Source organism: Streptomyces sp. NPDC017936 (assembly GCF_044328485.1).
GTDB lineage: Bacteria > Actinomycetota > Actinomycetes > Streptomycetales > Streptomycetaceae > Streptomyces.
This window is the reverse complement of sequence record NZ_JBIRHK010000002.1, coordinates 475,261-495,063: the sequence shown is the minus strand read 5'-3', so window position 1 is coordinate 495,063 and position 19,803 is coordinate 475,261. Positions and strand designations below refer to the sequence as shown.

The following is a 19,803-nucleotide window of genomic DNA, read 5'->3' as shown; positions in this document are numbered from 1 at the left end:
CCCCATGACCCTCACGCAAGCGGACATCGACCTGGAGATCGCGGCCGAGCACGCCGCGTACGAGAAGCGGATCGCCGGCGGCGCGCCCGTCGAGCACCACCCGCGCCGCGACTACGCCCCCTACCGGTCCTCCGTGCTGCGCCACCCTAAGCAGCCGCCGATCGGCATCGACGTCACCAAGGACCCGGAGCTGGTGGAACTGTCCTCCCCCGCCTTCGGCGAGCGGGACATCACCGAGATCGACAACGACCTCACCCGGCAGCACGCCGGCGAGCCGATCGGCGAGCGCATCACCGTCTCCGGCCGGCTGCTGGACCGCGACGGCCGTCCGGTCCGCGGCCAGCTGATCGAGATCTGGCAGGCCAACTCGGCGGGCCGGTACGCCCACCAGCGCGAGCAGCACGACGCGCCGCTCGACCCGAACTTCACCGGTGTGGGCCGCACCCTCACGGGCGACGACGGCTCCTACCGCTTCACCACCATCCAGCCGGGCCCGTACCCGTGGCGCCAGCACGTGAACGCCTGGCGGCCGGCGCACATCCACTTCTCGCTCTTCGGCACGGCGTTCACCCAGCGGCTCGTGACGCAGATGTACTTCCCGAGCGACCCGCTGTTCCCGTACGACCCGATCATCCAGTCGGTGACGGACGACGCGGCCCGGCAGCGGCTGGTGGCGACGTACGACCACAACCTGTCGGTGCCGGAGTTCTCCCTGGGGTACCACTGGGACATCGTGCTCGACGGACCGCACGCCACCTGGATCGAAGAAGGACGCTGACCTGCCATGACGAAGATCGACACCAGCCGTCCGGAGACCGTGCTGCCCACCCCGTCGCACACGGTCGGTCCCTTCTACGGCCACGCCCTGCCGTTCCCCGGCGGCGGCGACATCGCCCCGGCCGGCCACCCGGACACCATCGCCCTGCAGGGCTACGTGTACGACGGCGAGGGCAACCCGCTGCCGGACGCGTTCGTGGAGCTGTGGGGCCCGGACCCCGACGGCAACCTGTCGCGGGTCGACGGCTCGATGCGGCGCGACCCCGCGAGCGGCGGCTTCCTGGGCCGCAACGGGGTGGAGTTCACCGGCTGGGGCCGGATCCAGACGGACGCCAACGGCCACTGGTCCGCGCGCACCCTGCGGCCCGGCGCGCGCGGGCGGAGCGCCCCCTACCTCAGCGTGTGCGTCTTCGCGCGCGGGCTGCTCGTGCACCTGTTCACCCGGATCTACCTGCCGGAGGACACGGCCGCCCTCGCCGCCGACCCGCTGCTCGCGCAGCTCGACGCGGAGCGGCGCGCCACGCTGGTCGCCACGGACGACGGCAAGGGGACCTACCGTTTCGACATCCGTCTCCAGGGCGAGGGCGAGACGGTCTTCCTGGAGTTCCGGTGACCACTGCCCAGCCCGAATCCGGTCTGCTCTCCCCGGGGTGGACCGGCTCCCCCGCCGCCTCGGCGACCGGTGACGGCGCCTTCCTGCGGGCGCTGCTGGACGCGGAGGCCGCGCTGACCCGTGCCCAGGAGGCGCTGGGGCTCGCGCCCCGGGGCGCCGGGGCGGCGGTCACCGCGGCCGCGGCCGGCGACTTCGACGCGGACCGGCTCGCCGAACGCGCCCGCGCCGGCGGCAATCCGGTGATCCCGCTGGTCGCGGACCTCACCGAGGCCGTCGGCCCCGAGTACGGGCCGTACGTCCACCGGGGCGCGACCAGCCAGGACATCATGGACACGGCGACGATGCTGGTCGCGGTGCGGACCCTGGACCTCGTCCTGGCCGACCTCGGCCGTACCCAGGGCGCGCTCGCCCGGCTCGCCGCCGAGCACCGGGACACGCCCATGCCGGGGCGCACCCTCACCCAGCACGCCGTGCCGACCGCCTTCGGACTGAAGGCGGCCGGCTGGCGGTCGCTGGTGCTGGACGCGCGGGACCGGGTGACGGCCGTGCGCGACGGCCTGCCCGCCCAGCTCGGCGGCGCGGCCGGAACCCTGGCGGCCTTCACGGCGTACGGCGCCGGGGACGCCCTCGCGCTGCCCGCCGCCTACGCCCGTGAACTCGGCCTGCGCGAACCGGCCCTGCCCTGGCACACGCTGCGGACGCCGATCGCCGACCTCGCCGCTTGCCTGGCCTTCACGGCGGGCGCGCTGGGCAAGGTCGCGACGGACGTCCTCACCCTCGCCCGCACCGAGATCGCCGAGGTCGCCGAAGGCAGCGGGGGCGGCTCGTCGGCGATGCCGCACAAGGCGAACCCGGTGCGGTCCACGCTGATCGCGGCCGCCGCCCGGCGCGCCCCCCAGCTCGCCGCCACGCTGTACGGGTCGCTGGCGGCCGAGGACGAACGGCCGGCCGGGGCCTGGCACGCCGAGTGGGAGCCGCTGCGGGACCTGCTGCGGCTGACCGGCGGGGCCGCCCGCGACGCCGCCGAACTGACCGGGGGGCTGCGGGTGCACCCGGACGCCATGCGCGCGCACCTGGACCTCACCCACGGCCTGATCGTCTCCGAGCGGCTCTCCGCCGAGCTGTCGGCCGTGCTCGGCCGCGCCCGCGCCAAGGAACTCCTCACCCGGCTCGCACCGCGCACCTACGCCGAGGGCCGCTCGCTGGCCGACCTCCTCGCCGAGGAAGCCGAGGGGGAGGGCGTCGACCTCGGCGACCTCACCGACCCCGCCCGCTACACCGGCTCCGCCGGAGCCCTCACCGACCGTGCGCTGGAGCGACGTTGACCGAGAAACTGCTCAACCACCGCGCCGAGGGGCCCGCTTCCGCTCCCCCGCTGCTGCTCGGCCCCTCCCTGGGCACCTCCGGCGCCCTGTGGGACAAGGTCGCGCCCGAACTGTCCATCGCCCACCGGGTGATCCGCTGGGACCTCCCCGGGCACGGCGGCTCCGACCCCGGCCTGATCGGCCCCGGCGCCACCGTCGGCGACCTGGCCGGCCTGGTGCTGGATCTCGCCGACTCCCTCGGCGTGGAACGCTTCGCGTACGCCGGGGTGTCGCTGGGCGGCGCGGTCGGACTGCACCTGGCGCTGCACCACCCCGAGCGGGTGTCGTCGCTCGCCGTGATCTGCTCGTCCGCCCACTTCGACGGGGCCGGGCCGTGGCAGGAGCGGGCCGCGCTGGTCCGGCGCGAGGGACTGGCCGGCCTGGCGGAGAGCGCGAACGCCCGCTGGTTCACGCCCGGTTTCACCGTGCCGGAGCTGGTCGCCGACCACCGCGACGCCGACCCGGAGGCGTACGCGGCCTGCTGCGACGCGCTGGCCGCGTTCGACCTGCGGGAGCGGCTGGCGGAGATCTCCGTGCCCACGCTGCTGGTCGCCGGCCGCGAGGATCCCGCGACGCCGCCCGCGCACCTGCGGGAGATCGCGGACGCGGTGCCGGGCGCCGCGCTCGTGGAGGTCCCGGGCGCCTCGCACCTCGCGCCCGCGGAGCGCCCCGAGGCCGTGCTGACCGCGCTGCGCGCACACTTCGCCGGTGGGGCGAAGCGGGGCATGGAGGTGCGGCGGCAGGTGCTGGGCGACGCGCACGTGGACCGGGCGCAGGCCCGGCAGACCCCCTTCACCGCCCGCTTCCAAGACTTCATCTCGCGCTACGCCTGGGGGGAGATCTGGACCGACCCGACGCTCAGCCGCCGGGAACGCAGCATGATCACGCTGACCGCGCTGGTCGCGCACGGCCACTACGACGAGCTGGCGATGCACGTGCGGGCGGCCCGGCGCAACGGGCTCACCCCGGAGGAGATCGGCGCCGTGCTGCTCCAGACGGCCGTCTACTGCGGGGTTCCGGCGGCGAACTCGGCCTTCGCGACGGCCCAGCGGGTGCTGGCCGAGGAGGACGAGGCCGGCCGGGGGTGACCCGGCCGGTGGCCGCAGGGCGCCCGGTGGCGGTTCCGCTCACCGCTGCCGGGCGCCCCCTCCCCTTCCCGGGGGTCAGCCGCGGTCCCGGGTGTCATCCACGGCCGCGGACCTGTCCCGGGACGCGTCCCGCCGGTGGGGCTCCCTGCTGGTCCAGCGCCTGCCGGGCCTGCGCGACCAGCCCGTCCGCGCCGCAGGAACGCGCCAGCGTCAGACCGCGGTCGAGCTCGGCCGCCGAGCGGGTGGCGATGCCGTGCTCGATGCGGGCGGCCGCGTGTTCGTACTGGCAGGGCGAGGACTCCAGGTAGGCGACCGCCTGGGCGGTGAGCCGGGCCGCGCGCTGGCCGGTCTCCAGCGCGGCGGCGCAGCGCAGGGCCTCGCCGATGGCGGTGTCGGTGCCGAAGCGCTCGGCCCGGCGGCGGGCCTCGGAGGCGAGCCGGGCCGCGCGGGCCGGGTCCTCGGTGGCGAGCGCCCGGGCGAGGTCGACGGCCCAGGGCACCATCACCGGGTTGTGGTGGCCGCGGACGGCCGCCGCCTTCCCGGCCTCCTCCAGTTCGTTGACGCCCTCCTGGGCGCGGCCGACGGCGAGCAGCAGGCGGCCGCGCACCGACCGGGGGTCGGGCAGCACGATCGTGGACGGGTAGGGCGGGGCGAAACCGTGCTCGCCGGCGATCCGCCAGGCCTCGTCGACATGGCCCCGGGCGAGCAGCGTGTCGATGAGGTTGCAGGTCGCGGACCAGTACAGGGGCAGTCCGGGGCCGACGCGCCCGGCGAGGCGCAGCGCCTCGCGCAGCGACTTCTCGGCGTCCTTCAGGCGGCCGCGCCGACGGTGCGCGAGACCCAGGTACGTGTGGGCGATGGCCAGGTGGCCGCCGCTCCAGCCGGCGGACTCGTAGGTGCGCAGGGCCTCGGTGAGGAGGGACTCGGCGCGGTCGAGGCGGTCGGTGTAGACGTACGCGCTGGAGAGCATCATCAGCAGCTCGATGCCCCACTCGGTGTCGGTCCAGCCGAGGCCGGGCGCGAGGCGGCCGTTGACGAGGGCGCGGTCGCACAGTTCGACGACGATCTCGGCGTTCTCGCCGTGCGTCATCGCGTCGAAGCCGCGCAGGACGAGCAGGGCGCGTTCGGCGTTGTCCCGGCCGGTGCAGGTCGCGGCGAGCGCGGCGAGCTTCTCCGAACGGCCGGGTGAGGCGCTCTCCCCGGCGTGGATGCCCTCCCACATGAACTGCACCGCCTGCAGCCGCATCCGTGCCGGTCCCGGCGGCTGCCGGGCGGCCTCCGCCTCGACGGTGCGGACGGCCTCCTCCAGCTGGTCGTTGTGCAGGAGGGCCTGGGAGAGGCGGTAGACGGCGTCGACGCGTTCGGCGCCGGCGAGGCCGGGCGTGGCGAGCGCCTCCCGCAGGTGGCCGATGGTCCGGGCGGGCGCGGTCAGCAGGGTGGCGCAGCCGAGTTCGAAGAGCACCCGGGCGTGCGTGTCGGGCGGGGGCGGTTCCTTCAGGGCGCGCTCCAGGCAGCGGCGGGCCGCGTCGGGGGCGCCGACGGCGAGGTGTTCGCGGGCGGCCTCGCGCAGCTGCTCGACGAGTTCCTCGTCGTCGTCCGGGTGGACCTTCAGCAGGTGGCGGGAGGCGGCCGCGACGCCCCGGCCGCCGTCCAGGACCACCTCGGCGGCGATGCCGTGCATCGCCCGGCACAGGCTGTCGGGGATGGAGTCGTAGACGGCGCTGGCGATGAGGGGGTGGACGAACTCCAGCCCGCCGCCCTCGGCGACGGGGCCCACCGCGGGGTCGGGGTCGGTGAGGATGCGGGCGTCGCGCAGCAGGTCGGCGCAGCGCTCCGCGTCGTCGCGGGCCATGCCGGCGAGCCGGGCTACCTCGTCGACGCGGATGCCGGCGCCGAGGATGGCGGCGGCCATGGCGAACCGGGTGGCGTCGACGCCGAGTTCCTCCAGGCGGTCGACGAGTCCGCCGCCGCGGGCCCTGCGGTTCAGGGGGCGCAGTTCGGTGGCCGAGGACTCGCTGGGCTCCAGCTCGCCGTCCCGGACCTTGGCGAGGAGTTCGACGGTGTCGTAGGGGTTCCCGCCGGTGACGGCCCAGACCTCGCGGCAGAACGGGTCGTCGGCGTGGACGCCCACGGTGGCGCGGGTCAGGCCGGCGACCGCGTCCGGGGTGAGGGCGCTGAGGCTGGTGACCGAGGCTCCGGCGGCCTCGGCGACGGCGTCGAGGTGGCGGGCGCCGTCGCCCCTGACCTCGCCGGGCCTGCGGGCCACGACGACCAGGACGGACAGCTCGTCGAGGCGTGAGACGAACGCGGCGAGCCAGCGCAGGGTCTCCTGGTCGGCCCAGTGCGCGTCGTCCACCAGCAGCACCAGCGGCCAGTCCCGGCGGGCCAGCCCGGTCACCGCGGCGACCAGGCCGTCGCACACGCCCTGCGGGTCGGCCTGGCGCCCGGTCGGTTCCACGATGCCGAGGGCGGGGCCGGCGATGTCGTACCAGTCGCCGAGGTACTCGCGGGCCTCCTCCGGGTGCAGGGAGAGCAGGGCGGGCTGGAGCAACTGCCGTACCACGTGGAAGGGGACGGACCGGAGGGTCTCGCCGCCGCGGGCCGACCACACCGTGCAGCCCCGGGCCTCGGCGATACGGCGTGTCTCGGCCAGCAGCGCGGTCTTGCCGAGTCCGGCCTCGCCGCGCAGCACGTGCACCCGGCCCGGGGAGGACCGGTCGGCGCGGAGTGTTTCCACCGCCCGCCGGATGGCGGCGACTTCCTCGTCGCGCTCCCACAGGGAAGCCGAGGCGGCCGCCGCCGGCCGCACCTCCGTCATCCCGGTACCTCCCCAAGTCGCCCGAACGACGTACAGACCTCGAGCGTAGTCCTCCGGGGGCGCGTGCGGAGGAGGGTCCGCAGAGCCGTTGCCCCGGCGGGTGAGGAGGCGTGCGCCCGGAGGACCCGACGGGCCTGCGAAGGAGCCCGCGGACGTCAACGACGCGTTCGGCGCCGCGAATTGACGTCGATTTCGCGCCAGAGGGGCACGGGGTGCCGGCCGGGCGACCGCCGAGGATGTCATCCCTCTCATACGACTTTCACCGACGCCTCATACGGTGGGGGCATGACGCAGGTGACTCCACCCGGGTGGTACCCCGACCCGGGGCAGACAAGTGACGGTCCCGCCACCGAGCGCTGGTGGGACGGCAAGGCGTGGACGGACCGGACCCGGCCCGCGGGCACGGCCGCCGCATGGGGTCCGCCGGCGCAGGGGCCGACCGCGGGGGCGTATCCGGCCTATCCGACGTATCCGGCGGCACCGGCGGGGCCGGGCGGGCGGCGCGGACTGCGCACCGGCATCGCGGTCGCCGCGGCGGTGGCGGTCCTCGCGAGCATCGGGTTCGGCGTGTACGCGCTGACCCAGGACGACGGCGGCTCGGACGGTCCGGGGACGGCGCAGGGGCCGGGCGGGCCCGGCGGACAGGAAGGCGGGCAGGACGGCGGCCGGGGCGGCCCGTTCGGCGACTCGGGCGGGTCCGGCGGACCGGACGGGAACGACGGGCAGGACGGGTCCTCGCCCGCGCCGGACGGGTCCGAGGCGCCCAGGATCAGGAGCGGTGCGGTGACGGACGCGCTCAACGGCATCAGCATCCCCATCCCGGACGGATGGAGCGGGCAGGAGCTGAGCGTGGGCGTCCAGATCACCTCCGACTCCTCCTACGAGTGCCCCGGCGACACGTCGAAGTCCTGCACCAAGGGGGGCGTGTACTCGGCGCCCGCCGAGGTGCTGGGCACCAAGGGGAGCACGGCCGAGGCGGTCGCGAAGGCCGACATCGAGGCCAACGCCGAGGAGTCCTACGGCGGCACCACCTACGGTGAGATCACCTCGCACCAGGTGCTCGCCTCCAAGGCGGTCACCGTGGCCGGGCAGAAGGGCTACCTGGTGCGCTGGAAGGCGGTCACCAGCAAGGGCGCCGACGGCTACGTCGAGTCGCTGGCGTTCCCCGCGCCCGCGAACACCGGGCGGATGGTGGTGCTGCGCTTCGGCGTCGACGCCGACCAGCCGGTGTCGGTCATCGACACCATCACCCAGGGCATCAAGGTGTCCACGGGCGGCGGCAGCGGCCAGGACGTCTGAGCCGCCCGCACACGGACCGGCCGGGTGGGGCGCCCCTCCGCTCAAGGGGACCCCACCCGGCCGGGGGGTGCGCGCCGCCCCCGTCCCCACGGTGCGGCGCGAGCAGGTCACCGTCCGGTCATCCCGCGGACGGCGGCCTGAGTCAACTAGGTGAGGCCCAGCGCCGGCAGCACGGCGGCCTCCACGAAACGGAGCAGGTACTCCTCGTCGGCGTACCTGCCGTCCACCACGGGACGGGCGCGGACGACGCCGAACATCTGGGCCGGGATGTACTCCAGCGCCGGGTGGTCGGCCCGGATCTCGCCGCGTTCCACACCGCGGTGCAGGATCTCGCGCAGCGCGGCGATCTCCGGCTCGACGAGCGCCTCGCGCAGCGCCCGGGCGAGTTCCTCGTCCTGGGTGACGGCGTGGCCGAGCGCCTGCAGCAGCTTGGTGTCCGTGAGGGACCACCGGGCCGCGCCCCGCGCGGCCTCACGCAGGTCCCCGGCGAGCGTCCCGGTGTCGATGCCGCCCAGCCGCGCGCGGCGGCGGGAGCGCAGCGCGGCCACCACGAACTGCGGCTTGGTCTTCCACTGGCGGTACAGCGTCGACTTGCTGCACCGGGTGGTCGAGGCGACCCCCTCCATGGTGACGGCGTCGTACCCGCACTCCCGGATCTGTTCGAGGACGGCGTCGAAGAACTCCTGCTCACGCTCGGGCGTGAGCTTGGAGCGGCGCGAGGCGGCGACCGGCTCCGGTCCCTCCGCGGCCTGCGACGTCATCGCTTCGTCCCCTCTTCCGGCTCTCGTTGCTGTCCGCATCCTCCGTCGGCGGGCCCCGCTCCCGGGTGTCCGACCCTCATCGATACGCCAGTGTACCGGTACTGAGGCGTATCGGTACACTGGCGTATCGGTACGGCATCGTATCGATGTCGTCCGCGCGGGTCGCCCGGCCCGCGCCGCACCACCGCACGCACCCATCGTCAGTGAAGGGGCCGGGGGATGAATGCCCGCACCGAGCCTGCGCAAACGGAGCCGGCCACGCCGGCACGACCGCCGATAGTCCGGGAGCTCCTGCTCGTCGCAGGGCTCTTCCTCGTCTACAAGCTCGGCCGGCAGCTGGCCTCGGGCCACACCGGCGAGGCGCTGCGCAACGCGCACCGCGTGTGGGACGCCGAACGGTGGCTGCGGTGGCCCGGCGAGGACGCGGTGCAGTCCCTGCTGCTGCACGGCGACGGCCTCGTCCGGACCGCGAACGCCTACTACGCGGGCGTCCACTTCCCCGCCACCGCCGCCTTCCTCGTCTGGCTCTACCTGCGGCGCCCGGCGCACTACAGGTGGGCCCGCCGGATCCTGGCCGCCGTCACGGCCGCCGCCCTGGTGCTCCACCTCCTGTTCCCGCTCGCCCCGCCGCGGATGCTCGCGGCCACCGGTCTGATCGACACCGCGCGGGTGTACGGGCCGTCGGTGTACGGGCCGCCGCGGACCGACCACCTCTCGAACCAGTTCGCGGCGATGCCCTCGCTGCACTTCGGCTGGGCGCTGATGGTGGCGGTCGGTCTGATCGCGGCCACCCGGTCGCGCCGGCGGTGGCTGTGGCTGCTGCATCCGCTGGTCACGCTGCTGGTGATCGTCGGAACGGCGAACCACTACTGGCTCGACGCGCTGGTGGCCGCGGCCCTGCTGGGCGTGGCGCTCGCGGTGCTCCCCCCGCCGCGGCGCACGCCGGCCGCGGCCGGCCCCGGGACGCGGCGGCCGCTGCGGGCCGGGGAGCCGGCGGCCGGGGAACCGGCGGCCGGGGGGCCGGTGCTCGTGGGGGCCGGGCGGTGAGCGCCTTCCTCGTCGCCGTCGTCCTGTCGCTGGTGTCGGCCGTCGCCTACGCGGCCGCGGCGGTCGCCCAGGAGCGGCTGGCGTCCCGCTCCGCGGGCACGGGCCTGCTGCGCCTGCTGGCCCGCGGCGCCTGGTGGGCGTCCGTGGGGCTGAACGCCGGCGGCGCGCTGCTGCACGTGGTGGCCCTCAGGTACGGTCCGCTCACCGTCGTCCAGCCGCTGGGCGCGCTCACCCTGGTCGCGGCGGTGCCGCTGGGCGCACGGGTCGCGGGGCGGCGGGTCGGCGCCGCCGAGTGGCGGGGCACCGCGTTCACCCTGCTCGGGCTGACCGCGATCCTGGTCGCGGCGTCCGGGTCGGCGCCCGAGGACGTGCTGAGCGTGCCCGAGGCGCTCGCGGTGGCGGGCGCCACGGCCGCGCTGGCCGGTGTGCTGGCGCGGCCCGGCGCCCGGCCCGGGCTGCGGCACGCGACGGCGTCCGGGGCCGCCTCCGGGGTCGCCTCGGCGCTCACCCAGACGGTGACGGTCGCCGCGACGGACCGGTCGGGGCCGCTGCTCAGCGTGCAGGTGGTCGGGGTGGCGCTCCTGGTGGCCGCCTTCGCCGCGGCCGGGCTGCTGCTGTCGCAGACCGCGTACCGGGGCGGTCTCGGCGCCCCGCTGGCGGTGGTGACGCTGGCGAACCCGGTGGCCGCCGCGGTGATCGGCCTCGCGCTGCTCGGCGAACGGCTGCGGGGCGGGGCGGCGGGCGCGCTGCTGGCGCTCGCCGGAGCGGGCCTCGCCGGGTGGGGCGTGGTGCTGCTGTCCCGGGCGGCGCCGGACCCCGCACCGACCGCCGCCGACGACGAGGAGCACCCCGTGGCGGCGGTGCTGGCGCTGGAGCCGGCGACGGCCTCCCCGGAGCCCGTGCTGCTGCCCCGGCCGACGACCGGGCCGGAGCATCTCACGCCGCTGTAGGGACCGCCGCCCCACGCGCCGGCCCGCCGGCGTCGGGGCGGCGGACGTCGTCCGCGAGGTCACCGGGCCGTCAGGCCCGTGGGGCCCTCACTCCGTCGCGATGGCCGGGTCGCTGACGCCGGGGCGCCCGTTCTCGACGTGTCCGGCGAACCGCCGCAGGAAGGCCGGGTCGGCGGCGCGGGTGACGGTGAGGTCGTACCAGCGCCGGCCGGCGGTGAGGTCGACGGTGCGCCTGACGACGGCGCCGGCGCGCACCCTGACCGTCGTCGTGCGGCCGCCGTACCCGTCGGCCACCTTCAGCTCGGCCGTGCCGGCGCCCCGGTGGGTGAAGGTCAGCTCGAGAGCGTCCCCGGCGTGCCGGGCGACCACCTCGGGTCCGGCCTTGCCGCCCGACCCCCGGAAGACCCGCAGGAAGCCGTTCGGACCGTGCACGGTCAGGTCGTGGACGCCGTCCGAGGACGCCGGGTCCCAGGTGTCCGAGATCCTCTTGCCGGCCTCGGTGGTGTACGTCCACGGCCCGTCCGCGCGGTTGCCGGAGGTGACGAGGAAGGCGGCGCCGGCCTTCGGCCCGGAGGAGAAGGTGAGGGTGAGGGTCCCGGCGGACGCGTCGGCCGAACCGTCCACGGCGGGCGCGTACCGCAGCGGCCGGGTGGGCCGCAGCCCGCGCTCCTGCCGGGGCAGGACGCCCTGTGCCGGCGGGGCCGGCCGGTAGTCGGGGTGACGCTCGCGGTCCGGGGGCGCGTAGCCGTCGGTGCCGGGCAGCACGACCGGCCCGGTGTCCGTGCGGGAGAAGTCGAAGGCGGCGGTCAGATCACCGCAGACGGCCCGCCGCCACGGCGAGATGTTCGGCTCGCGCACCCCGAAGCGGCGCTCCATGAACCGGATGACGGAGGTGTGGTCCAGCGTCTCGGAGCAGACGTAACCGCCCTTGCTCCAGGGCGAGACGACCAGCATCGGTACCCGCGGGCCCAGCCCGTAGGGGCCGGCGACACGGCTTCCGCCGCCGGGGAAGAGGTCGAGGGTGACGTCGACCGTGGACCGGCCCTGTTCCGCGGACCGCGGCGGAAGCGGCGGCACCACGTGGTCGAAGAAGCCGTCGTTCTCGTCGTACGTGATGAACAGGGCGGTCCTCGCCCACACGGCCGGGTCGGAGGTGAGCGCGTCCAGGACCTGGGAGATGTACCAGGCACCGTAGTTGGAGGGCCAGTTGGAGTGCTCGGAGAAGGCCTCCGGGGCGGCGATCCAGGAGATCTGCGGCAGCGTGCCGGCCTGTACGTCCGCGCGCAGCCGGTCGAAGTAGCCGTCGCCGTTCTTCACGTCGGTGCCGGTGCGGGCCTTGTCGTACAGCGGGTCGCCGGGCCGTGCGTCGCGGTACCTGGTGAAGTACAGCAGCGAGTTGTCGCCGTAGTTGCCGCGGTAGGCGTCCTGGATCCAGCCCCAGGAGCCCTGCGCGTCGAGGCCGTCGCCGACGTCCTGGTAGACCTTCCAGGAGATGCCGGCCTTCTCCAGGCGCTCGGGGTAGGTCGTCCAGTCGTAGCCGAGCTCCTCGTTGCCGAGGACGGGGCCGCCGCCCTTGCCGTCGTTGCCCGTGTGACCCGACCACAGGTAGTAGCGGTTGGGGTCGGTGGAGCCGATGAAGGAGCAGTGGTACGCGTCGCAGACGGTGAACCTGTCGGCGAGGGCGTAGTGGAAGGGGATGTCCTCACGGGTGAGGTACGCCATGGTCGTGGTGCCCTTCGCCGGCACCCAGGTGTCGTACCGGCCCCCGTTGTAGGCGGCCTGGCCGTCGGGCCAGCTGTGCGGCAGGCCCTCCAGGAACTGCATGCCGAGGTCGTCGGCGGTGGGGTGGAAGGGCAGCACGTCCCTGGCGCCGTCCGACTGGTGCCACACCGGCTTGCCGTTCGGGAGCGTGACCGGGTGCGGGTCGCCGAAGCCGCGCACTCCCCGCAGCGTGCCGAAGTAGTGGTCGAAGGAGCGGTTCTCCTGCATCAGGACGACGATGTGCTCGACGTCCTCGATCGATCCCGTGCGGTGGTTCGCGGGCAGGGCCGCGGCGCGTTCGATGCTGCTCGACAGCGCGCCGAAGGCCGTGCCGGTACCCGCGATCTGGAGGAATCTGCGCCGGTTGACGTCGGGCATGGGTGAGGGACCTCTCGTACCGGGGGTTCCACGGCCGGCCGGTGGATGACGGAGTGCGCGCGCAAGGAGTGTTCCAGGGCCACGGAACGCCGGGGAAGGGCCGGATGACGGCGATGTGACGGCCGCCGGTACGGAAGGTGCGGGCCGGGCCGGGGCTGCGCCGGTTTCCCTGCGGACGCGGCGAGGGGCCCGTTGACGGGGAGGACGGACGCGGCGGTCCGTCCGGCGAGGAGGACGGACGCGGCGGTCCGTCCCGGGGTCAGAGCACTTCGGTGCCGTACATCTCGCCGAGGGGGTCGGCGATGAGTTCGAGCCGGGCGCCGTCGGGGTCGCGGAAGTAGACGGAGACCTCGCTGTGCACCACGTGCTCGACGCCGGCCCCGGCGAGCTTGTCGACCAGGTGGCGCCAGCGGTCGGGCTCGACGGAGATCGCCACGTGGTGGAGCCCGCCGAGCACCTCGGCGTAGGGGCCGACGCCGAGGCCGGGGAAGTCGAAGAAGGCGAGGAGGTTGCCGTTGCCGATGTCGAAGAAGAAGTGCGACGAGCCGGGGTAGTCGCGGTTCTCGATCAGCTCGGTCAGCGGGAACTCCAGGACGTCCTGGTAGAAGCGGATCGTCCGCTCGACGTCACTGCTGATCAACGCGGTGTGGTGCAGGCCCCGCGCGGACGACGCGGGCCGTTCGCCGCTCGGCCGCAGGTGCCGGTCGCGGATCCGCCGGCGCCGCGCCTCGAGGGCCGTCCGGTCCGGCTGCGCGTCCCCGTGTGTGCTGGTCATGGCTCTCCTCGGGCGGCGACGGGGGCGGACGTCCCGCCGCCCGGAGGGGACGGCGGCGGCCCCTCCGGGCAGCATAACCACTTGGTAGATCATTCAACGACATTGCCGCGCGGTCCTTCGGATGCCGCCCTCCTCCGCGGATCCGCGCCCGCACACCGGTCCGCGTCCCCCGCCGCCCCGGTGCCGGAGGGCGAGGAACGCGGACCGCGGAACGGCCGGTGGCGCTCAGGCCGCCAGCGCGTGCTCCGGATGCAGCACGACCTTGGTGTAACCCTCGATCCGCTTGTCGAACTTCTGGTAGGCGTTCGGCGCCTCCTCCAGCGGGAGTTCGTGGGAGACCACGAAGCTGGGCTTGGCGCGCCCCGCGATGATCAGGTCGCGCAACTGGCGGTTGTACCGCTTGACGTTGCACTGGCCCGTGCCCATCTGCTGCCCCTTCTCGAACATCTGGCCGATGGAGACCAGCAGCTGGCCGTGCTTGGCGTGCTCGTCGGGTCCGCCCGGGTCGGACGGCACGTACAGTCCCGGCACGCCCAGCTTGCCGGTCGGCCGCACCGTCGCGACGAGCGTGTTCAGGACCACGGCCGGTTCCTCGTGGCTGGTGTCGTCGTGCGCCTGGGCCTGGTACCCGACGGCGTCCACGCCCTTGTCGGTGCCTTCTCCTCCTGTCTGTTCCCTGATCTGCTCGGCCGGGTCGCCCTGGGTGAAGTCGATGGGGATCGCCCCGATCTCCTCCGCCTTGGCGAGCCGCTCGGGCACCCGGTCCACCGAGAACACCTTCGACGCGCCCCGCAGGAGCGCGGAGTAGGCGGCCATCAGCCCCACGGGCCCCGCGCCGAAGACGGCCACGCTCTCCCCGGGGATCACCTCGGCGAGTTCACAGCCGTGGTAGCCGGTCGGGAAGATGTCGGCGAGCAGGATGAAGTCGGTCTCGAACTCATCACCCGGCGGCAGCTTCAGGCAGTTGAAGTCGGCGTAGGGCACCCGCAGCCGCTCCGCCTGCCCGCCGATGAACGGCCCCATGGCCACGTAGCCGTAGGCTCCGCCGGCGAAGCCCGGATTGACCGTCAGACAGAAGCCGGTCTTCCCCGCCAGGCAGTTCTTGCAGAATCCACAGGCGACGTTGAACGGCATGACCACGCGGTCGCCCTCGGACAGGGAGGTCACCCCCGCGCCGGTCTCCTCGACGATGCCCATGTTCTCGTGTCCGAAGACGATGCCCGCCTCGGCCGCCGTGCGGCCTTCGTACATGTGCAGGTCGGAACCGCAGATGGCGGTCGACGTGACACGTACCAGCACGTCGTTGGGGTGCTGGATCTGCGGATCGTCGACGTCCTTCACCGTCACGCTGAAGGGCTTCTCGTAGACGACGGCTTTCACCTGGATCACCTCCGCGTCTGGATACTTCCAGGGAACTGCCGTGCGGCACCGGCTGCAACCCGCCACCGGACCGCCGCCGCGGAAGCGGCGCCGCGGAGCACGGCGGCCGGTGACGCGGGGAACGCGCGTGAGCGCGGTCGGTGAGCGCGCGGGCGGCCCCGCGGCCTCGGCCGCCCCGGTTCCCGGGCGGGCCGCCTCGGGACGCGCCGCGCGAGGGGCGGGCGGACGGGCCGGTGAGCGGACCGGTGGGCAGGCCGGTCACGGCGGTCGCGCCTCCCGTCCGGCGCCCCGGCCCGCCGGGCGGATCACCCGAAGGAGCGGATCACCCGAAGGAGCGGATCACCCGGAGGAGAAGTCGCGCGCGGTACGAGAGGGCCCGCACTGACCCGGGCGCCGTCGGCGACCTGAACGCCGACGGTGCCCGGTCAGGCCTCTGGGGCGGGCACCACGCTGAGGTGCCCCGCGGAGCGACGGGGCCGGCGCGCCCTGCGGGGCGCGGGCGCGGGAGCCTCGCGCAGCACCATCGTCAGCCGCGTGTACCCCATGTCCTGCAAGGTCCTCGGCGTCTCGCCGACGATGCGGCACTCGGTGGCGCCCCAGCGCGGGTCCGGGTGCAGCAGGGGGCGCACGGCCCCGTCGTGCTCGACCGCCTCCTCGCCGACCGCGCGCATCCAGTGCGGCAGGCCCTGCCGGTAGGCGGCCTCCATGATCGGGTCCTGGGCGATCTCGCGACGGATCGCCTGGAGACCGTGGTCGTGGCCGTGCCGTTCCAGCACCGAGGCGAAGCGGGCCAGCATCGGCAGGCACCAGCTGGACTCGTGGTCGCCGAGGACCGACGCCGCGTCGGGGTGGAAGAGGACGAAGCGGAGGAAGTTGTCGCCCGGCAGGGCCGTCGGGTGCGGGCCCACCTCCCGGAAAAGTGACCGGAAAGCGGTGTTGGCCAGGACGACGTCCCAACGGTGGTCGAGGACGACGGACGGGAAGGGGACGGCCTCCAGGTACACGGCGTAGTCCTGGAGGTAGGCCTGGGCCTCCGGACCCTCGGGGACGGGCCGCGGCACCGACCGCTGCCCACCTGCCTGATATGCCATCGGGAGGTCACCCCTCTTGCCTCTGCGGCCTTCACGCGGCGCCCCGATCCTGGTGCCCCGACGGGAGGCATGTCAACTATCGTGGCATTCCACGCTCGTTGACGGCTGAAATTGGCCACAGTTGTGGCGAGACCTGGATGTGAGTTCGAAAGACCCGCTACTCTCCGGTCAGTTCACGGCGATCGGGTGTGCCTGTGAGAGGGTCGTGAGAGACGTAGGAGACCTGTCGGTGACGGATGGCTTCGAGGTTCCGGACGCCACGGCGACGGTGCTGCTGTCGGCCGTCGTCGCCCGCGTCACCGCACTCGCCGACCGGCTCGGCGTGCCGCACGCGGAGGTCTTCGACACCAGGCGGCTGTCCGTCGCCTGCGGTGTTCCCGAGTCCGTCGTCAAGGCCCTGCTGAGCGGCCGGCCGGCCGGCGAGCCGGATGTGCAGGCCCGCTTCCTGCAACGCCTCGACCTGCTGCGCCGCACCCGGCTCAAGCCCAACGGCCGCAAGTACACCCAGCAGGAGATCGCCGACGGCGCCGGCATGTCGCGGCAGCAGGCGGGCGCCCTGATCAACGGCGACCGACGCCCCACGATGGAGCACTGCGACGCCATCCAGCGCTTCTTCCGTGTCCACGCCGGCTTCCTCACCGCGGAGGACCCCGAGGCGCTCGCGGGCGCCCTTCAGCACATCGAGCAGGAGCTGCTGCAGAAGCTCGCCGCCCGGGAGGCGGCCGCGGCCGCCGAGGACCCGCTGGAGCGGCTGCTGCAGGACCACGGCGTGCGCGGAATCGCCTGGCGGGCCGCACAGCTGCCCACCGACCAGCACCGCGACAAGGTCGCCGAGTGGCTGGACATGCTCCTGGAGAGCGTGAAGCGGCCCGAGTCGTGATCCGGGGGAGGACTGTGGGCATCGCCAAGGACATGCGCCGCCTGTGCGACGAGCTGGTCGCGGAGCTGAGCCTCCCGGCCCCCGCCGCGCCGGCCGACCTGTACACCGCCCTGTGCGACGGCATGAGCAGGCGCCGCGGCCGCCCCGTCCACTTCCGTACGGCCGCCTTCCCGCCGGGCACCGCCAGCGGGCTGTGGCTCGACATGGCCGACCAGGACCTCGTCGTCGTCGAGGAACGCACCGCCCCCGACCACCAGTTGGTGATCCTCGGCCACGAGCTGTGGCACATGAAGGCGGGCCACTGCAGTCACCACGTCGAGGGCGCGGCCGTCGCGGCCCGGTTGCTCCACGACGGCGCGGACCTGCAGGCGACGGTCCACAAGGTCGCCGCGCGCACCCGCTTCGACCTGGCCGACGAGCGGGACGCCGAGCGGTTCGGCCTGCTGCTGGCCAGCAGGTGCCGTGCGTGGCTCGCGGGGCCGTCGGCGCGCGGGCGCGGGCGCGGGCAGCGCGACCATCTCGCGGGGCGGATCGAGGCGTCGCTGGGGTACCTGGGGCGGCAGGAGCGGGGCGGGGCCTGAGGCTCGCGGTCCCCGTCCGGCGGACGGTCGCTCACCGCCCGTCGCACGGGCGCGCCGGCCGTCGTGCCCCGGGGTGTCCGACGAGGTCGGGCCTGCGCTGAGCGGGCGAACCGGTGCGGAGCGGAACCCGATTGTCAGTGGCGGGCGGCAAGCTGGGGAGTGCGCCGCCGCACGGTGGCGTACGCGCCGCCGGGGCGCGGGGGAGGAAACGCCGACACGGGGAGAGCCGACCGATGCCCACTGCCGTACTGACCGACCGCGAGCGCACCGCCGTCCAGGCCTACCTGCGGCTGCTGCACACCGTCCGGGCCGCCTTCGGCGACGAGGACCGCGGCCACGCCCGGGGACCGGCGCACGACGGGTTGCCTCCCGTGGTTCCGCCCGCCGTCCTGGCCGAGGCGGAACAGGCGCTGGCGGCCGCCGGTCTGGCGGGCAACGAGGAGGAGTTCTTCCGGCTGCTGAACAGCTGCTGCCCGCAGGGGTGAGGGCCGCAGGGGGTGAGGGCGGGGCCGGGACGGGAGGGCTCCGCGCCTGCTCGCGCCGCCCGGATCAGGCGTGCCGGACCGTGATCGCGGTCGCCACCAGCCCGCGTTCCACGGTCCAGCGGCCGTCGAAGTGGCCGATCCGCCGGTCGCCGAGCAGCGGGCCGGGCACGAGGAGCCGGGCGCGGAAGGTGCCCCGGGTGCCGCCCGCGAGGCCGGCGTCGACGGTGATGTCGGCCTCGGAGAAGTCCAGCCACTTCCGGGTGAGGGGGAACCACGCCTTGTAGACGGACTCCTTGGCGCTGAACAGCAGCCGGTCCCAGTGCACGTCCGGCCGGTCCGCGGCCAGCGCGCGCAGACGCTCCGCCTCGGCCGGCAGGGCGATGGCCGACAGGACCCCGTCGGGCAGCGGCGCGTGGGGTTCGGCGTCGATGCCGACGGAGGCCAGGTCGTCGGCGCGCACCAGGGCCGCGGCGCCGTAGCCGTCGCAGTGGGTCATGCTGCCGGTCAGGCCGGCCGGCCACTGCGGGGCGCCGCGCTCGCCGGGCAGCACCGGCTGCGGGGGCACGCCGAGCTTCTCCATGGCGCGCCGCGCGCAGGAGCGCACGAGGGTGAACTCCCTGCGGCGCTTGGCGACGGCCCGTGCCACGAGCGCCTCCTCCTGCGGGTACAGCGGACCGTCCCCGAACTCCCGGACGCCCTCCTCGCCGTGGGCCTCCACGGCGACGACCGTCTGCGGCAGCAGTTCCTCGATCACGCGGCGTCGTCCTCCGTCGGCAGGATGCGGCGCAGCCGGCCCGGCGGCTGGGGGCGCTTGCGCCACTCGCGGGGGTAGCCGACCGACACCTCCTCGAAGCGGACGCCCTCGTGCCAGGTGGTCCGCGGGATGTGCAGATGGCCGTAGACCATGGCCGCGACCCGGAACCGGCGGTGCCAGTCGGCGGTCAGCCGGGTGCCGCACCACATGGCGAACTCGGGGTGCCACAGGACGTCCGTGGGGTGCCGGTCCAGCGGATAGTGGTTGACGAGGACGGTCGGCAGGTCGTCCGGGAGGGCCTCGAGCCGGCGCTCCGTCTGCGCGACCCGCGCCCGGCACCAGTCCTCGCGGGTCGGATAGGGGTCGGGGTGCAGCAGGTACTCGTCGTTGCACACGATCCCGGTGCCGTGCGCGTAGGCCAGCCCCTCCTCCTTGGTGGTGCAGCCGGACGGCAGGAAGGAGTAGTCGTACAGCAGGAACAACGGCGCGACCGCCACCGGGCCGCCCGGGCCCTCCCACACCGGGTAGGGGTCCTCGGGAGTGGTCACCCCCAGCTCGCGGCAGAGTTCGACGAGGTGCTCGTACCGGGCGACCCCCCTGAGGGCGACGGTGTCCTTCGGGTGGGTCCACAGTTCGTGGTTGCCGGGGGCCCAGACGACCTTGCGGAAGCGGCTCGCGAGGGTCTTCAGCGTCCAGCCGATGTCGGCCACGCTCTCCGAGACGTCGCCGGCCACCAGCAGCCAGTCGTCGTCGGACTCCGGGGCCATGCGCTCGACCAGGGCGCGGTTCTCGGGGTACCCGATGTGCAGATCGCTGATGGCCAGCAGCTGTCCGGCACCACCGGCCGTCGTCGTCACGTCCGCTCCCCCGCTCCCGCTCGGACACGTGCGCCCCTGACGGACACACGAACGGCACCACGACAACACATTCCCGCGCGCGGGACAAGGACGTCCCCCGCGGACGTCCGGCGGCGGCCCGTCCGGCGCCCTTACCGGAACCCC

The 19,803-nt window shown here is 74.6% G+C and carries 18 protein-coding genes; 10 read left to right on the top strand and 8 right to left on the bottom strand.

Annotated elements, in window-relative coordinates; all coding sequences use genetic code 11:
* Positions 1–4: 4 nt before the first annotated feature.
* Genes pcaH through pcaD form a run of 4 tightly spaced genes read left to right on the top strand, consistent with a single transcriptional unit; the run spans position 5 to position 3,842 of the window.
* Positions 5–778, top strand: a complete 774-nt coding sequence (gene pcaH / locus ACH4F6_RS05685) for a protocatechuate 3,4-dioxygenase subunit beta (RefSeq protein WP_397958596.1) — start codon at positions 5–7, stop codon at positions 776–778.
* Between the two features lie 6 nt (positions 779–784).
* Complete coding sequence (gene pcaG / locus ACH4F6_RS05680) at positions 785–1,390, top strand: protocatechuate 3,4-dioxygenase subunit alpha (RefSeq protein ID WP_397958595.1); 606 nt, start codon at positions 785–787, stop codon at positions 1,388–1,390.
* The gene (gene pcaB, locus ACH4F6_RS05675) at positions 1,387–2,715 is read left to right on the top strand and encodes a 3-carboxy-cis,cis-muconate cycloisomerase (protein ID WP_397958594.1); all 1,329 of its coding nucleotides are present in this window, start codon (positions 1,387–1,389) and stop codon (positions 2,713–2,715) included. The genes pcaG and pcaB overlap by 4 nt, the downstream gene beginning before the upstream one ends.
* Complete coding sequence (gene pcaD / locus ACH4F6_RS05670) at positions 2,712–3,842, top strand: 3-oxoadipate enol-lactonase (protein WP_397958593.1); 1,131 nt, start codon at positions 2,712–2,714, stop codon at positions 3,840–3,842. Before pcaB ends, pcaD begins: the two co-directional genes overlap by 4 nt.
* A gap of 94 nt (positions 3,843–3,936) precedes the next feature.
* Here pcaD and ACH4F6_RS05665 read toward each other — a convergent pair whose 3' ends face one another.
* The gene (locus ACH4F6_RS05665; protein WP_397958592.1) at positions 3,937–6,660 is read right to left on the bottom strand and encodes an ATP-binding protein; all 2,724 of its coding nucleotides are present in this window, start codon (positions 6,658–6,660) and stop codon (positions 3,937–3,939) included.
* Between the two features lie 285 nt (positions 6,661–6,945).
* Between ACH4F6_RS05665 and ACH4F6_RS05660 the strand changes: the two genes are divergently transcribed.
* Positions 6,946–7,959, top strand: coding sequence for a DUF2510 domain-containing protein (locus ACH4F6_RS05660; protein ID WP_397958591.1), 1,014 nt, complete (start codon positions 6,946–6,948; stop codon positions 7,957–7,959).
* Positions 7,960–8,105: 146 nt separating this feature from the next.
* Here the strand turns inward: ACH4F6_RS05660 and ACH4F6_RS05655 are convergent, their stop codons facing one another.
* A complete protein-coding gene (locus ACH4F6_RS05655; RefSeq protein WP_397958590.1) occupies positions 8,106–8,720 on the bottom strand; it encodes a TetR/AcrR family transcriptional regulator C-terminal ligand-binding domain-containing protein in 615 nt (204 codons plus the stop codon).
* A gap of 219 nt (positions 8,721–8,939) precedes the next feature.
* Between ACH4F6_RS05655 and ACH4F6_RS05650 the strand changes: the two genes are divergently transcribed.
* The gene (locus ACH4F6_RS05650) at positions 8,940–9,767 is read left to right on the top strand and encodes a phosphatase PAP2 family protein (RefSeq protein ID WP_397958589.1); all 828 of its coding nucleotides are present in this window, start codon (positions 8,940–8,942) and stop codon (positions 9,765–9,767) included.
* A complete protein-coding gene (locus ACH4F6_RS05645) occupies positions 9,764–10,717 on the top strand; it encodes a hypothetical protein (RefSeq protein ID WP_397958588.1) in 954 nt (317 codons plus the stop codon). Before ACH4F6_RS05650 ends, ACH4F6_RS05645 begins: the two co-directional genes overlap by 4 nt.
* Positions 10,718–10,804: 87 nt before the next feature.
* On the opposite strand, the gene ACH4F6_RS05640 is transcribed toward ACH4F6_RS05645, so the two are convergent.
* The 4 genes from ACH4F6_RS05640 to ACH4F6_RS05625 form a co-directional block, all read right to left on the bottom strand.
* On the bottom strand, positions 10,805–12,856 hold the full coding sequence (locus ACH4F6_RS05640; RefSeq protein ID WP_397958587.1) for a phosphocholine-specific phospholipase C: 2,052 nt from the start codon (positions 12,854–12,856) through the stop codon (positions 10,805–10,807).
* A 259-nt stretch (positions 12,857–13,115) separates the two neighbouring features.
* Positions 13,116–13,631 (bottom strand): VOC family protein, encoded by a 516-nt coding sequence (locus ACH4F6_RS05635; protein ID WP_397958586.1) that lies wholly within the window; start codon positions 13,629–13,631, stop codon positions 13,116–13,118.
* Between the two features lie 225 nt (positions 13,632–13,856).
* Positions 13,857–15,011 carry a glutathione-independent formaldehyde dehydrogenase gene (locus tag ACH4F6_RS05630; RefSeq protein ID WP_397958795.1) on the bottom strand — a complete coding sequence of 385 codons (1,155 nt, stop codon included), beginning with the start codon at positions 15,009–15,011 and terminating at the stop codon, positions 13,857–13,859.
* Positions 15,012–15,436: 425 nt separating this feature from the next.
* Positions 15,437–16,102, bottom strand: coding sequence for a hypothetical protein (locus tag ACH4F6_RS05625; protein ID WP_397958585.1), 666 nt, complete (start codon positions 16,100–16,102; stop codon positions 15,437–15,439).
* 229 nt (positions 16,103–16,331) lie between these two features.
* On the opposite strand from ACH4F6_RS05625, the gene ACH4F6_RS05620 reads away from it, so the two are divergent.
* The 3 genes from ACH4F6_RS05620 (at position 16,332) to ACH4F6_RS05610 (ending at position 18,048) form a co-directional block, all read left to right on the top strand.
* Positions 16,332–16,982, top strand: coding sequence for a helix-turn-helix domain-containing protein (locus tag ACH4F6_RS05620; protein WP_397958584.1), 651 nt, complete (start codon positions 16,332–16,334; stop codon positions 16,980–16,982).
* Positions 16,983–17,014: 32 nt separating this feature from the next.
* Positions 17,015–17,563: a toxin-antitoxin system, toxin component gene (locus ACH4F6_RS05615; protein ID WP_397958794.1), complete on the top strand. Its 549-nt coding sequence runs from the start codon at positions 17,015–17,017 to the stop codon at positions 17,561–17,563.
* A 233-nt stretch (positions 17,564–17,796) separates the two neighbouring features.
* Positions 17,797–18,048 (top strand): hypothetical protein, encoded by a 252-nt coding sequence (locus ACH4F6_RS05610; protein ID WP_397958583.1) that lies wholly within the window; start codon positions 17,797–17,799, stop codon positions 18,046–18,048.
* A 64-nt stretch (positions 18,049–18,112) separates the two neighbouring features.
* Here the strand turns inward: ACH4F6_RS05610 and ACH4F6_RS05605 are convergent, their stop codons facing one another.
* Entirely contained in the window at positions 18,113–18,802 is a 690-nt protein-coding gene (locus tag ACH4F6_RS05605; protein ID WP_397958582.1) for a 4'-phosphopantetheinyl transferase, read from the bottom strand.
* Positions 18,799–19,659 carry a metallophosphoesterase family protein gene (locus tag ACH4F6_RS05600; protein WP_397958581.1) on the bottom strand — a complete coding sequence of 287 codons (861 nt, stop codon included), beginning with the start codon at positions 19,657–19,659 and terminating at the stop codon, positions 18,799–18,801. The genes ACH4F6_RS05605 and ACH4F6_RS05600 overlap by 4 nt, the downstream gene beginning before the upstream one ends.
* Positions 19,660–19,803 lie beyond the last annotated feature (144 nt).

Bases quoted from the DNA above. Each gene is read 5' to 3' on its own strand.
- pcaH (WP_397958596.1), top strand. From the start codon at position 5: ATGACCCTCACGCAAGCGGACATCGACCTGGAGATCGCGGCCGAGCAC.
- pcaG (WP_397958595.1), top strand. From the start codon at position 785: ATGACGAAGATCGACACCAGCCGTCCGGAGACCGTGCTGCCCACCCCG.
- ACH4F6_RS05665 (WP_397958592.1), bottom strand. From the start codon at position 6,660: ATGACGGAGGTGCGGCCGGCGGCGGCCGCCTCGGCTTCCCTGTGGGAG.
- ACH4F6_RS05660 (WP_397958591.1), top strand. From the start codon at position 6,946: ATGACGCAGGTGACTCCACCCGGGTGGTACCCCGACCCGGGGCAGACA.
- ACH4F6_RS05655 (WP_397958590.1), bottom strand. From the start codon at position 8,720: ATGACGTCGCAGGCCGCGGAGGGACCGGAGCCGGTCGCCGCCTCGCGC.
- ACH4F6_RS05650 (WP_397958589.1), top strand. From the start codon at position 8,940: ATGAATGCCCGCACCGAGCCTGCGCAAACGGAGCCGGCCACGCCGGCA.
- ACH4F6_RS05640 (WP_397958587.1), bottom strand. From the start codon at position 12,856: ATGCCCGACGTCAACCGGCGCAGATTCCTCCAGATCGCGGGTACCGGC.
- ACH4F6_RS05635 (WP_397958586.1), bottom strand. From the start codon at position 13,631: ATGACCAGCACACACGGGGACGCGCAGCCGGACCGGACGGCCCTCGAG.
- ACH4F6_RS05625 (WP_397958585.1), bottom strand. From the start codon at position 16,102: ATGGCATATCAGGCAGGTGGGCAGCGGTCGGTGCCGCGGCCCGTCCCC.
- ACH4F6_RS05615 (WP_397958794.1), top strand. From the start codon at position 17,015: ATGCGCCGCCTGTGCGACGAGCTGGTCGCGGAGCTGAGCCTCCCGGCC.
- ACH4F6_RS05610 (WP_397958583.1), top strand. From the start codon at position 17,797: ATGCCCACTGCCGTACTGACCGACCGCGAGCGCACCGCCGTCCAGGCC.